Annotated in this window: 14 protein-coding genes; 8 read left to right on the forward strand and 6 right to left on the reverse strand. The window is 69.1% G+C overall.

Features of this window, described 5'->3' with window-relative positions; all coding sequences use genetic code 11:
- Positions 1–133 precede the first annotated feature (133 nt).
- The 4 genes from mshA (at position 134) to JKG67_RS18190 (ending at position 4,156) form a co-directional block, all read left to right on the forward strand.
- Positions 134–1,420: a D-inositol-3-phosphate glycosyltransferase gene (mshA, locus tag JKG67_RS18175; RefSeq protein WP_238998683.1), complete on the forward strand. Its 1,287-nt coding sequence runs from the start codon at positions 134–136 to the stop codon at positions 1,418–1,420.
- Positions 1,421–1,433: 13 nt separating this feature from the next.
- Positions 1,434–1,946: a type III secretion system chaperone family protein gene (locus JKG67_RS18180; RefSeq protein ID WP_203338776.1), complete on the forward strand. Its 513-nt coding sequence runs from the start codon at positions 1,434–1,436 to the stop codon at positions 1,944–1,946.
- Between the two features lie 84 nt (positions 1,947–2,030).
- Positions 2,031–3,569, forward strand: a complete 1,539-nt coding sequence (locus tag JKG67_RS18185) for a DHA2 family efflux MFS transporter permease subunit (protein ID WP_203338777.1) — start codon at positions 2,031–2,033, stop codon at positions 3,567–3,569.
- Positions 3,566–4,156 (forward strand): TetR/AcrR family transcriptional regulator, encoded by a 591-nt coding sequence (locus JKG67_RS18190; RefSeq protein ID WP_203338778.1) that lies wholly within the window; start codon positions 3,566–3,568, stop codon positions 4,154–4,156. Before JKG67_RS18185 ends, JKG67_RS18190 begins: the two co-directional genes overlap by 4 nt.
- A gap of 6 nt (positions 4,157–4,162) precedes the next feature.
- Here the strand turns inward: JKG67_RS18190 and JKG67_RS18195 are convergent, their stop codons facing one another.
- Both JKG67_RS18195 and JKG67_RS18200 read right to left on the reverse strand, forming a co-directional pair.
- Positions 4,163–4,840, reverse strand: a complete 678-nt coding sequence (locus tag JKG67_RS18195; RefSeq protein WP_203338779.1) for a response regulator — start codon at positions 4,838–4,840, stop codon at positions 4,163–4,165.
- Positions 4,837–6,003 carry a sensor histidine kinase gene (locus JKG67_RS18200; protein WP_203338780.1) on the reverse strand — a complete coding sequence of 389 codons (1,167 nt, stop codon included), beginning with the start codon at positions 6,001–6,003 and terminating at the stop codon, positions 4,837–4,839. The genes JKG67_RS18195 and JKG67_RS18200 overlap by 4 nt, the downstream gene beginning before the upstream one ends.
- A gap of 136 nt (positions 6,004–6,139) precedes the next feature.
- On the opposite strand from JKG67_RS18200, the gene phoU reads away from it, so the two are divergent.
- Positions 6,140–6,793, forward strand: coding sequence for a phosphate signaling complex protein PhoU (gene phoU / locus JKG67_RS18205; RefSeq protein ID WP_203338781.1), 654 nt, complete (start codon positions 6,140–6,142; stop codon positions 6,791–6,793).
- A gap of 4 nt (positions 6,794–6,797) precedes the next feature.
- On the opposite strand, the gene JKG67_RS18210 is transcribed toward phoU, so the two are convergent.
- The 3 genes from JKG67_RS18210 to JKG67_RS18220 form a co-directional block, all read right to left on the reverse strand.
- Positions 6,798–7,541, reverse strand: coding sequence for a phosphoglyceromutase (locus JKG67_RS18210; RefSeq protein WP_203338782.1), 744 nt, complete (start codon positions 7,539–7,541; stop codon positions 6,798–6,800).
- An 8-nt stretch (positions 7,542–7,549) separates the two neighbouring features.
- Positions 7,550–8,044 (reverse strand): hypothetical protein, encoded by a 495-nt coding sequence (locus JKG67_RS18215; RefSeq protein WP_203338783.1) that lies wholly within the window; start codon positions 8,042–8,044, stop codon positions 7,550–7,552.
- A 68-nt stretch (positions 8,045–8,112) separates the two neighbouring features.
- Positions 8,113–8,844: a UbiA family prenyltransferase gene (locus tag JKG67_RS18220; RefSeq protein WP_203338784.1), complete on the reverse strand. Its 732-nt coding sequence runs from the start codon at positions 8,842–8,844 to the stop codon at positions 8,113–8,115.
- A 227-nt stretch (positions 8,845–9,071) separates the two neighbouring features.
- Here JKG67_RS18220 and JKG67_RS18225 point away from each other — a divergent pair, with 227 nt between their 5' ends.
- Entirely contained in the window at positions 9,072–9,557 is a 486-nt protein-coding gene (locus JKG67_RS18225) for a CarD family transcriptional regulator (RefSeq protein WP_203338785.1), read from the forward strand.
- Between the two features lie 121 nt (positions 9,558–9,678).
- Positions 9,679–10,392, forward strand: a complete 714-nt coding sequence (locus JKG67_RS18230; protein WP_203338786.1) for an IspD/TarI family cytidylyltransferase — start codon at positions 9,679–9,681, stop codon at positions 10,390–10,392.
- Here JKG67_RS18230 and JKG67_RS18235 read toward each other — a convergent pair.
- On the reverse strand, positions 10,377–10,928 hold the full coding sequence (locus JKG67_RS18235; RefSeq protein WP_307816624.1) for a 2-C-methyl-D-erythritol 4-phosphate cytidylyltransferase: 552 nt from the start codon (positions 10,926–10,928) through the stop codon (positions 10,377–10,379). The two genes, JKG67_RS18230 and JKG67_RS18235, sit on opposite strands and share 16 nt — an antisense overlap.
- A 296-nt stretch (positions 10,929–11,224) precedes the next feature.
- Here JKG67_RS18235 and JKG67_RS18240 point away from each other — a divergent pair, with 296 nt between their 5' ends.
- Positions 11,225–12,736, forward strand: coding sequence for an MFS transporter (locus JKG67_RS18240; protein ID WP_238998684.1), 1,512 nt, complete (start codon positions 11,225–11,227; stop codon positions 12,734–12,736).
- Positions 12,737–12,757 lie beyond the last annotated feature (21 nt).

Below are 12,757 nucleotides of genomic sequence, written 5' to 3' on the forward strand. Positions count from 1 at the left end.
CTCGGCGGGGTGCTGGTGGTGGGTCTGGCGCTGCTGGTGCTGGCCCGCGGACCGGCCGCCTCACACTCCGGTGACAATCGGCCAGGAATGCATCGGCGCTGACGTCTGTTCCACGTCGTGGAGGTGTGTGCCCATGAATCACCGGACCTGGCAGTCCCCGTCGGCCCTGAGGCGGGTGGCGATGATCAGCCTGCACACCTCTCCCTTGGACCAGCCGGGCATCGGCGACGCCGGTGGGATGAACGTCTATGTCCTCGAACTCTCCCGCCGACTGGCCCGACGCGGTGTCTCGGTCGACGTCTTCACCCGAGCCACCTCGTCGGCACTGCCGCCGGTGGTCGAGGCCGCCGACGGGATCCGGGTGCACCACGTGCCCGCCGGACCCTTCGAGGGCCTCGGCAAGGAGGACCTCCCCTCGCAGTTGTGCACGTTCGCCCGAGAGGTGTTGCGCAGCGAAGCCATCAAGCCGGTCGGCTACTACGACCTGGTGCACTCCCACTACTGGCTGTCCGGTCAGGTGGGCGCGCTTGCCCGGGACCGGTGGGGGGTGCCGCTGGTGCACTCCATGCACACGATGGCCAAGGTCAAGAACGCCGCGCTCGCCGACGGAGACACCCCCGAGCCGCCGGCCCGGGTGCTCGGCGAGGAGCAGGTGGTCCGGGCGGCCGACGTGCTGGTGGCCAACACCGACCTGGAGGCGCGTCAACTCCAGACCATGTACGACGCTGACCCGGGCTGTGTGGACGTCGTCCATCCGGGCGTGGATCTGTCGGTCTTCAGCCCCGGCCATCCGGCGGCTGCCCGCAGCCGTCTCGGTCTGCCGGTCGACTCCGACGTACTGCTCTTCGCCGGTCGGATCCAACCGTTGAAGGCTCCCGACGTACTGCTGCGGGCCGTGGCGGTGCTGCTGCGCCAGCACCCGCAGTTGCGCAGCCGGCTGGTGGTCCCGGTGGTCGGCGGGCCGTCGGGCTCGGGCCTGGAGCACCCCGAATCGCTCGCCAAGCTCGCCGGTGAACTGGGCCTGGCCGACATCGTCCGGTTCGTCCCGCCGGTGCGCCAGGAGGAGCTCGTCGACTGGTTCCGCGCCGCGACGCTGGTGGCGGTGCCCTCCTACAACGAATCCTTCGGTCTGGTCGCCATCGAGGCCCAGGCGGCCGGGGCGCCGGTCCTCGCGGCGGCCGTCGGTGGGCTGACCACGGTGGTGGCCGACGGGGTCAGTGGCCTGCTCATCGAGGGCCATGAGCCAGACGACTGGGCCGCGGCCCTGGGTCGGGTGCTGCACGACCCGACGCTGCGCAGCAGGCTGTCGGTGGGGGCGGTGGCCAGAGCCCAACTGTTCGGCTGGGATCGGGCCGCTGAGGAGATGCTGGGCGTGTATCGTCGAGCGACCCGGGCGCACCGCGCCGAACTCGTCGGCTGAGGAGGTCCCCGACGTGCCCGAAGCGCAGCTCACTGCGGCGCAGCAGGCGGCCGCCGAGGTGGTCCGCCGCTACCTGGCCCAGGCGGAGGTGACGCACGAGGAGCTCGAGCCCGGGGTGTTCACCTGCGAGCTGCCGGGGGAGAAGAAGTTGGCGACGCCGGTGCGTCTCGACGTCGGGGAGCACGCGTTGGGCGTGCACGCCTTCGTCTGTCGGCGTCCCGACGAGAACCATGAGCGTGTCTATCGGTGGCTGCTGGAGCGGAACCTCAAGACGTTCGGGGTGGCGTTCGCCGTGGACCGGCTGGGCGACATCTATCTGGATGCGCGGCTGCCGTTGAGCGCGGTCAACCCCGCGGATCTGGACCAGCTGCTGGGCTCGGTGCTGGCCCAGGCCGATGGCTCGTTCAACACCCTGCTGGAGCTCGGCTTCGCCTCGTCGATCCGCAAGGAGTGGCGCTGGCGGCTGGACCGGGGGGAGTCGACCCGCAACCTGGAGGCGTTCCGCGGCTGGCTGGAGCGAGACTGACGCGCATTAACAAAACGCTACCGTTTCGTTTCGAAATGATGTAGGGTCGGGGTCACCGCATCGCATCCGTGCAGGGAGACCCCCGTGACCAACGCAGCACCCGTCGAGATCAACGTCGAGGACGGGCACCCCCGCCGCTGGCTGATCCTCGGCGTCCTCGTCGTCAGCCTCGTCGTCGTCGTCCTCGACAACACCGTCCTCAACGTGGCCATGAAGACCCTGGCCGATCCCAACGTCGGACTGGGCGCCTCGCAGAGCCAACTGGCCTGGATGATCAACGCCTACACGCTGGTCTTCGCCGGACTCCTGTTCGCGATGGGTGTGATCGGGGACCGGGTGGGCCGCCGCAGGCTGCTGCTGATCGGCCTCGTCGTCTTCGGGGCCTCGTCCCTGTTCGCGGCGTACTCCGACACCCCCGGACAACTGATCGCCTTCCGAGCGCTCAAGGGCGCGGGCGCGGCGATGATGATGCCGTCCACGCTGTCGCTGCTCCGGACCGTCTTCTCCGACCGGGAGTTCGGCAAGGCGCTGGGCATCTGGACCGGCGCGGTCGGCATCGGCAGTGCGATCGGACCGATCGTCGGCGGTGCGCTGCTGGAGCGGTTCTGGTGGGGATCGGTCTTCCTGATCAACGTGCCGATCGCGATCTTCGGGTTCGTGATGATCCTGGTCCTCGCGCCCGAGTCCAAGGGGCGGCAGGGACGCCCCGACCTGGTCGGGATGGTGCTCTCGGTGGTCGGGCTGATGCTGCTCACCTTCGGCATCATCGAGGCCGGCGACAGTGGGGTATGGGTCAGCGCCACCGTGCTGGTCCCGCTGCTGACCGGGGTGGCCACGCTGGTCGGCTTCGTCTGGTGGGAGCGTCGTACGCCGCACGCGTCGCTGGACATGGCGCTCTTCAGGAACCGGCGGTTCTCCGCCTCGGCCGCCATCATCGGGCTGGTCTTCTTCGGGATGATGGGTCTCTTCTTCTTCATGACCTTCTACATCCAGATCGTCCGCGGCCACAGCCCCCTGGAGGCGGGCCTGCTGTTCCTGCCGATCGGCCTCGCGATGCTGGTCTTCGCGCCGATGTCGAGCACCTTGGTGCTGCGGTTCGGAGCCCGGCCGGTGGGGCTGGCCGCCATGTTCCTGGTGATCGGCGGGTTCACCGTGGTCACCAGGCTCGACGCGGAGACGCCCCTGTTCGTGATGATCGCGCTGTTCTTCATCCAGGGGATCGGCATGGCCAACCTGATGCCACCAGCGATGAACGCCCTGATGTCCTCGGTGCCGCGGGAGCAGTCCGGAGTCGCCTCGGCGCTGAGCAACACGCTGCGTCAGGTCGGCGGATCGTTCGGCGTCGCGGTGCTCGGCACGGTGATGGCACAGTCCTACCGCAGCCGGATCACCGAGGCCGCCCCGATCGTGCCCGACCAGGCGCGTGACTCGATCGCCTCCACCTATGCCCTCGTCGAGCGCGGCATCCTCCCGGACTCGGTGATGGAGGCCGCCAACCAGGCGTTCGTCGAGGCCATGCACGTGGCCGCCACCACCGCCATCGGCGTGGCGCTCGTCGGCCTGCTGGTGATCTGGCGATACTTCCCCACCAAGCAGGATGTGATCGAGGTGGAGGATCGATGACGCAAGCACCGCAGCGCGGCCGACCACGCAGCGCCGAGGCCAGCACCGCGATCCTGCGGGCGGTCCTCGACCTGATCGCCGAGAACGGGTCGGTCGGCGCGGTCAGCGTCGACGAGGTCGCGAGCAGGTCCGGGGTCTCCAAGGCGACGATCTATCGCCGCTGGTCCTCGCGGGAGGAGATGATCGCCGCCGCCGTGGACTCGATGAAGTCCCCGCCGGTGGTGGACCTTCCCCACGAGTCGATCCGGGACGACCTGATCCGGGTGGCTCGCGGGGTGCGCACCGCCTTCTCCGAACCCGACCGGCGGGTGCTCACCTGCATCGCCTTCGAAGCGGCCGGCAACGACGAGTTCCGGGCCCACCACGACCTGTTCCTGCAGCGGCGCCGGACCGCGCTGCGGGAGGTGTTCGAGCATTGGGCCAGTGCCGGCGTGCTGCGTGACGGGCTGGATCTGGATCTGGCGTCAGTGATGCTGATGAGCCCGCTGCTCAGCGTGCTGGTCTACGGCGCCCATCCGGAACTGCACACCGACGAGCTCGCCGAGAAGGTCGTCGACCAGTTGCTGTCCGGGCTGCTCGCCGAATGACCCGGCTCAGAGGTCGAGCTTGTAGCCCAGCCCCCGCACGGTGATCAGGAACTTCGGCTCGCCCGGGTCGGGCTCCAACTTGGCGCGCAGTCGCTTCACGTGCACGTCGAGAGTCTTGGTGTCGCCGACGTAGTCCGACCCCCAGACCCGGTCGATCAACTGGGCGCGAGTGAGCACCCGACCAGGGTTGCGCAGGAACATCTCCAGCAGCTCGAACTCCTTGAGCGGCAGCCGCTGCTCGGTGCCGTTCACGGTCACCACGTGCCGCTCGACGTCCATCCGCACCGGCCCCGCCTCCAAAGTGGCGGGGGACAGGTCGGGCTCGTGACCGCGGCGGAGCACCGCCCGGATCCGGGCCACCAGCTCGCGCGGCGAGTAGGGCTTGGTGACGTAGTCATCGGCACCCAGCTCCAGTCCGACGACCTTGTCGACCTCGTCGTCCTTGGCGCTGACCATGATCACCGGCACGTTCGAGGTGCTGCGGATCTGCCGGCACACCTCGGTCCCGGGGATGCCGGGCAGCATCAGGTCGAGCAGCACGATGTCGGCGCCGTTGCGGTCGAACTCGGTGATCGCGTCGTTGCCGTTGTTGGCGATGGCGACCTCGAACCCCTCCTTGCGCAGCATGTACGCGAGTGCGTCGCTGTAGCTCTCTTCGTCCTCGACGACGAGTACTCGAGTCACTGACCCTCCTGGTCGTTGGTGCCGCCCGCGGTCGGGCCGCTGTGTGCTTCGCTCTCGATGACCCGCGGCAGGGTGAGGGTGAAGGTGGATCCCTGGCCCTCCACCGACCAGACCTTCACCTCGCCGCCGTGGGTCGCGGCGACGTGCTTGACGATGGACAACCCCAGCCCGGTGCCGCCGGTAGAGCGGTGCCGAGCCGGGTCGACCCGGTAGAAGCGCTCGAAGATCCGGTCCATCTCCTCGGCCGGGATGCCGATGCCCTGATCGGTGACCGCGATGTCGACCGTCGACTCGTGGCTGCGGATCCCCACCAGCACCGAGGAGCCGGGGCGGGAGTAGGTGACCGCATTGGCGATCAGGTTGCTGATCGCGATCGTCACCGGTTCGTGGCTGCCGAAGATCTCCAACCCGGTGTCGCCCCCGCGGACCACGGTCACCTGCTTGGCCTCGGCGTCGATGGCACTGGTGTCGATCGCGGTCTCGATCACCGGGTCCAGGGGGACCCGCACCGGCCGCTCCAGGGGCTCGTCGCCCTGCAGCCGGGAGAGTTCGATGATCTGCTGGACCATGTGGGCGAGCCGCTCGCTCTCCTTCATCATCCGGCCGGCGAAACGCTCCACCGCCTCAGGGTCGTCGGAGGCGTCCTGGACCGCTTCGGCGAGCAGTTTGATCGCGCCCACCGGCGTCTTGAGTTCGTGGGAGACGTTGGCGACGAAGTCACGGCGTACCGCCTCGACCCGACGCTCCCGGGTCCGGTCCTCGACCAGCACCAGGACCAGCCGGGAGCCCAACGGCGCCACCCGTGCGGTGATCGTGCGCGGAGGCAGGCCGCTGCGTCCGATCAGCATCTCGGTCTCCCGGATCTGACCGTCGCGGCGCACCAACTGCACCAGCTCGCCGAGCTCGGGGTAGCTGATCTCGTTGCCGCGCACCAACCCCATCGCGTACGCCGGCGCCGAGGCGCGGGCCACCTGATCCTCGGAGTCCACGACCACGGCCGAACTGCGCAGCACCGACAGCACCGTCGCCACGCTCTCGGGGACCAGGGGAGGTTGCGTGGGCGGCAACCGACGTTGCTGGCGGTCGCTGAGGTGCCAGGCATAGACACCACCACCGGCCACGACCGCCCCCACCAGGGCGGCCACCCACGTCACAGCTTCCACAGCAGCGAGGATACGCGTGCCGGACACCCCCCGTTCGCCATGACCGGGGTGAGGTTCCAACTGTTCACGGGCCGTTCACGGCCTCGATTCCGCGCGTCCGCATCCGCACCGGTCGCGCTCCCTACGCTCTGGCCTCATGCGCGAAGCCTTCACCGATCAACTGCGAGCCCTCTTCGACGACCTGGCGGCCATCAGCGGCCGCGTGGAGGTGTCCCTGGAGCGGGCCACCCGAGCGCTGCTGAGCAGCGACGTCGCGTTGGCCGAGTCGGTGATCGCCGACGACGCCGAGATCGACGCTGCCCGGGAACGCCTCGAAGAGGTGTCGTTCAGCCTGCTGTCCCTGCAGGCCCCGGTCGCCGGAGACCTCCGGGTGGTGGTGGCCGCGCTGCGGATGGTCAGCGACCTGGAGCGGATGGGAGACCTGGCGGTGCACATCGCCAAGATCGCCCGGATGCGGGCGCCGGGGTCGGCGGTCCCGGAGTTCCTGGTGCCCTCGGTCCGCCGGATGGCCCACCTGGCCGACTCGATGGTCGCGCAACTGCCCACCGTGATCGCGGAGCGGGACGTCGACATCGCCCTCGACCTGGCGCGGGCCGACAGCGAGATCGACCAGTTGCGGCGGGAACTGATGACCACGGTGCTCAGTGACGACTGGTCACACGGTGTGGAGCCGGCGGTGGATCTGGCGCTGCTCGGTCGCTACTACGAGCGGATGGCCGACCACGCCGTCTCGGTGGCTCGGCGGGTGGTCTTCGTGGTCACCGGCGAGCAACTGCGCCTGGACGCCTGAGGCGTCAGCGGCCCTGGTTGGCGACGGCCGCCGCTGCGGCTGCTGCCGCCTCGGGGTCGAGGTAGCGGCCGCCCGGGGTGAGCGGACGGAGGTCGTCGTCGAGCTCGTAGAGCAACGGCATCCCGGTCGGGATGTTCAGGCCGACGATGTCGTCGTCGCTGATCCCGTCCAGGTGCTTCACCACGCCCCGCAGGCTGTTGCCGTGAGCGGCCAGCAGCACGGTCCTCCCCGACTTCAGGTCGCCCACCACCTCGGCGTCCCAGTAGGGCAGCAGTCGGGCGATGACGTCCTTGAGGCACTCGCTTCGCGGCAGTTCGTCGCCCAGGTCGGCGTACTGGGGCAGGCCGGCCTGGGAGAACTCGTCGTCGTCGGCGATCGGGGGCGGGGGCGTGTCGAAACTGCGCCGCCAGGCCATGAACTGCTCCTCGCCGTACTCGGCCAGGGTCTGCTTCTTGTCCTTGCCCTGCAGGGCGCCGTAGTGGCGCTCGTTGAGGCGCCAGGAACGCTTCACCTCGATCCAGTGGCGGTCGCAGGCGTCCAGTGCCAGCGCGGCCGTGGTGATCGCCCGGCGCTGCAGGGAGGTGTGTACGACGTCAGGCAGGATGCCGTTCTCGGCGAGCAGTTCGCCGCCGCGCACCGCCTCGTTGCGACCCTTCTCCGTGAGCGGCACGTCCACCCAGCCGGTGAACAGGTTCTTCGCGTTCCACTCGCTCTCGCCGTGGCGGAGCAGGACCAGAGTCAGGCTCATCGCCGGTCTCAGTCGCTGTCGGCGGCGGCCGACTTGTCGAGGCCCTCGAAGTCACCGCGGGCCACCACCACCGGCACCTGGACCTCGGTGATCTGGCCGCTGCCGAACCGCAGCTCCACGGTGACGAACTGGCCTGCCTTGAAGTCTCCGGTCACCGCGATGCCGGCGCCGTTCTCGGCGAGTGCGAGGTTGGTCATCCCGCCGGTGGACCGGGGCACGGGCAGGGCCTCGAAGGGCTCTGCGGTGACCTGGCCGCCGAGGCCGGTGAAGGTGTCGTCGTTCTCGGTGTCGAGGCTGGAGAGGGTGCTCAGGAACGTGCCTGACCCCTCGCCGGCGGAGACGATCATCGCGTTCAGGATGCGCACCGTGCCGGACTTGTCGTTCACGCCGACCGACTGGGTGTAGATCTGGTCGGTCGCGTAGTCGAAGCCGCAGGCACCGAGGGTCGGGCTGAGCAGCAGGGCGGCGGCCAGCGTGGCCGCTCGGGAGCGGGACAACGTCATCGTGCGGACCTTAGTCGTCGGCGGCTCGTGGGGAGCCGGATCGGCGTGGGCGGTTGACAGCCTATAGGTCAACTGCGGAACCCCACGGTCTGGCCCGCAATGAGGATGACCAGGGCCAGTGCCCCGATGAACCCGAGGGTGGACGCGAGCAGGCGCGAGGCCCCGGTCCGCACCGCGAGCCGCAGCGGCAGCGAGCGGATCCCGTCGGCGTGGTCGGCGACCAGGCCGGGCAGCGAGACCAGGACGTGCACGCCGATGCCGAGCAGCGCGGCCAGGCCGACGATGACCGGTTGGGGCGCACTGTCAGCGCCGACGCCGCCCCAGCCGCCGAAGGTCAGGAACGCCGGATAGAGCGCGTAGGAGAGGGCCCAGGGCACGAACGACAGCACGCTGCTGCGGAAGACCACGTTGCCGAGCAGGCCGAAGACCAGGCTGATCAGGTAGCAGGCGCCGGCCGTGGTGCCGCTGGCGACTGCCATCGGGATCACCAGCAGGATGGCGCAGAACATCACGAACACGACGCTGCCGGCGTCGATGTGGCCGGCAGCGATGGGCTTGCCCTCCCGGTCGTGGTGGGCATCCCGCTTCCGGTCCACGAGGTCGTTGTGCCAGCCCAGGATGGCCTGGCCGACGACCACGGTGCCGAAGACCAGCAGCACCTCGCGGCTCGATCGGCCGATCAGCGCAGCCGTGACGGCCAGCGCCGCAGCTGTGGTGACCGCCAGTTTGGGGTGGGCACTGAGCACGAGGGCCATCGGCGGAGAGGTCCGCAGTTGGTACCGGGGTGTGATCGACGCCATGCCCAGCAGTATCGACCACGACGCCAATGACGGGTGGGTGACCCACCGATCGTGGCCAGATCGTTGGGTCGGTCCGCGGTCTGCCGACGGCGACCGAAGAGGGGCACCACCACATCGAGTGCCTTCCTGTCAAGCCCTCAATGCCGCCGTGACCTGCGCAAACGCCGTCAGGGGGGTGACTTCACGCGTGTTAGAATTGGTGGTCTAGGAAGGGGTTACGGAGACACATGACTTTCACTGTCGGCGAAACGGTCGTTTATCCCAATCACGGGGCTGCAGTTATCGAGGACATCGAGTACCGGACCATCAAGGGCGAGGAGCGCCAGTATCTGGTGCTTCGCATCGTCGCCCAGCAGGACCTTGTGGTCCGTGTGCCGTCGTGCAATCTCGACTTGGTCGGGGTCCGCGACGTGGTGGACAAGGAAGGCTTGGACCGGGTCTTCGGCGTGCTGCGCGCAGCTCACGTGGAGGAACCGACCAACTGGTCCCGTCGTTACAAGGCCAATCTGGAGAAACTGCACTCCGGTGACGTGATGAAGGTGGCTGAGGTCGTCCGCGACCTCTGGCGCCGGGAGCGCGACCGCGGCCTCTCTGCAGGTGAGAAGCGGATGCTCGCCAAGGCTCGCCAGATCCTGGTTTCGGAACTGGCACTGGCCGAGAGCACCAATGAGGACAAGGCCGAGGCGATCCTCGACGAGGTCCTCGCCTCTTGAAACCACCCACAACGGCCCCGCCCCGAGCGGGGCCGTTGTGCATTTCCCTGGGCTTCGATGGTCGAGTGTCCGTGAGGTAAGAGCGGACGTATCGAGGCCACCGGCGGCTACGGTGGGGTGCGTGGGAGCAGCGGTGGTGGTGCTGGCGGCGGGCAGTGGCAGCCGGGTCGGCGCGGAGGTCAACAAGATCCTGCTCGACGTCGCAGGCGTCCCGCTGATCGTGCACTCGCTGCGCGCGGCGCTGAACACCCCTGGCGTCAGCCGGGTGGTGCTGGTCGCGCGGCCGGGGGAGGAGCCGGAGCTCTCCGAGGCGGTGACCCCGCACCTGGCCGAGCGCGAGGTGTCCCTGGTGGCCGGCGGCGACTCGCGCCACGCGTCGGAGTGGCAGGCGCTCCAGGTGCTGGCGTCCGACATCGACGCCGGGCGCATCGACACCGTGGCCATCCATGACGGCGCGCGGCCGCTGGCCACTCCGGCGCTCTTCACCGCCACCATCGACACGGCCCAGCGGTACGGCGGTGCGGTGCCGATGGTGACCATCTCCAGCGTGCTGCGTCGTGACGGCGGCGCGGCGCCATCCAGACTGGGGGCGGTGCAGACGCCTCAGGCGTTCCGGGCCGCCCCGCTGCTCGCGGCGTACCGGCAGGCATCGGCGGACGGGTTCGAGGGCACCGACACGGCCAGCTGCCTGGAGCGGTACGCCGACGTGGCGATCCACGCCGTGCCGGCTCCGGCCACCAACCTCAAGGTGACCTTCGCCGAGGACGTCGCCACCGCCGAGCAACTGATCCGGGCCGGAGACGCCGGATCCGGGAGTGGTCAGCGCCCGGGGTGAGTCAGCGACTCGAGCAGTCGCAGCTCGTCGGAGTTCGTCACCCGCCGCGCCGCCGGAGGCGCCTCGACGAACTCCACGTCGTACCGGCCACGCAACTCGGTCACCAGGGCCACCAGGTCGGCGGCCGGCGCGGTCGTCAGTTCGGCCGCCACCGCAGCCGGGATCGCCACCGGCGAGGCCAGCGCCACCAGCGATTCACGATCCACCGTGCCCCCGACCAGGTCCCCGACGAGCTCTTTGACCGTGTCGGTGACCGGCCGAACGCCGACCACCACCCGTCCCGAGGCCGCCGCCCTGATCGCGCACTCGGTGAGGAACGCCGGCGGTGTCAGCGGACAGAGCGCATCGTGCAGCACGTACGACGACCCGGGCTCGTCCAGCACCTCGAGGACGTCCACCCAGGGGACGGTCAGGTCGATCGAGGTCACTCCCGCCTCGCCGAGTGCCCAACTGGCACACGCCACCAGTGACTCGCCGTGGACCAGGCGGAACGGCATCGACCCCCGCTGCTCCTCCACCACGCGTCCACAGATCACCCGACCAGTCTGGCGCACCGGCGAGGAACGACGTCGCCCGGGTGAGGTGCGTCACGAGGTGTCGGCGGCTCGCCCCGCTCAGCGGACCGGGATCTGTGAATCGGTGAGGACTAGTTGACACATCGTTGAAACATTCCCACCTCTGCACGAAACGTCGCGTACCTACCTTCATAGGTGTCCGACAGGCCAGTCGGATGACTCTCCGGGCAACCGGACGCCTCGCGCCGACGATGTCGCGAGGCGGGTCCGGCCCCACTCAGTTCTCGACCGCCACGGTCAAGACCCAGGAGTGCCCCATGACTCTCACCGCACCCCCGGCCTCAACCCAGGCCACCTCCCTGCCACCCGAGATGAAGGGTGGCGTCACGATCCAGGACTGGCGTCCCGAGGATGAAGCGTTCTGGCGCGACGGTGGCAAGCAGGTCGCCCGACGCAACCTGATCTGGTCCATCTTCGCCGAGCACCTGGGCTTCTCCGTCTGGCTGCTGTGGAGCGTCAGCGCCGCCATGCTCGCCGCGATGGGCTTCAGCTTCTCGGTCTCTCAGCTCTTCATCCTGGTCGCCATCCCGAACCTGGTCGGCGCCCTGATCCGGATCCCCTACACGTTCGCGGTGCCGATCATCGGCGGCCGGAACTGGACCGTGATCAGCGCCCTGCTGCTGTTGCTGCCCACCGCCGGGTACGCGTTCGCGGTGCAGAACCCGGGCACGCCGTACTGGGCGTTCCTGCTGATCGCCGCACTGGCCGGTCTCGGCGGCGGCAACTTCGCGTCGTCGATGGCCAACATCAACTACTTCTACCCGGCTCGGTACAAGGGCACCGCGCTGGGACTCAACGCCGCCGGCGGCAACGCGGGTGTCGCCTTCATCCAGTTCCTGCTCCCGGTCATCGTCGGCGGTGCCGGCGTCTTCGGCCTGGTCAAGGCGTCCGAGGCCGGGATCCAGCTGCAGCGCGCCGGCTACCTGTACGCGTTCCTGGCCGTCGTGGCCGCCTGCGCCGCCTGGATGTTCATGAACAACCTGGCCTTCGCCAAGGCGTCCACCGCCGAGACCGCGGCGGTGCTGCGCCGGCCACACACCTGGGTGATGTCGTTCCTCTACATCGGCACCTTCGGTTCGTTCATCGGCTACTCGGCGGCCTTCCCGCTGCTGATCCGGCTGAACTTCTGGACCGACCTCCCCGAGGGCGGCGGTGTCGGCATCCACTTCGCCTACTACGCGTTCCTCGGCGCCCTGGTGGGCTCCGTCGCCCGCCCGTTCGGCGGCTGGCTCGCCGACCGGTTCGGCGGCACCCTGGTCACCATCATCACGTTCGCGGCGCTGGCCATCGGCACCGTCGGGATCCTGCTCTCGCTCAAGGCCCTGGCCCCCAACCCGGAGGGAGACCCGCTGATCACGGTGGCGAACGAGTCGATCTTCCCGTGGTTCCTGCTGGCCTTCCTGTTCGTCTTCACCGCGACCGGCATCGGCAACGGATCGACGTACCGGATGATCCCGCTGATCTGGAAGGCCAAGGCCGACGAGGCCACCGAGCCGGGCACTCCCGAACGGAGCCTCGCCCAGATCACCGCGACCAAGGAGTCCTCGGCAGCTCTGGGCGTGATCGGCGCGGTCGGTGCCATCGGCGGCTTCGGCATCCCGATGATGTTCGGCGCCCCGTGGGTGGACAACAAGTTCGACGCGGTGATCAACGCGTTCTGGATCTTCACCGCCTTCTATCTGGTCTGCGCGGTGGTCACCTGGTTCGTCTACGCGCGCCGTTCGGTGCTCACCGACAAGGTGCCCAGCCTCGGCCACACCAAGATCTGACGCGTCTCGGGGTGGGGCGAC

The organism is Nocardioides limicola, assembly GCF_016827675.1.
Lineage (GTDB): Bacteria > Actinomycetota > Actinomycetes > Propionibacteriales > Nocardioidaceae > Nocardioides > Nocardioides limicola.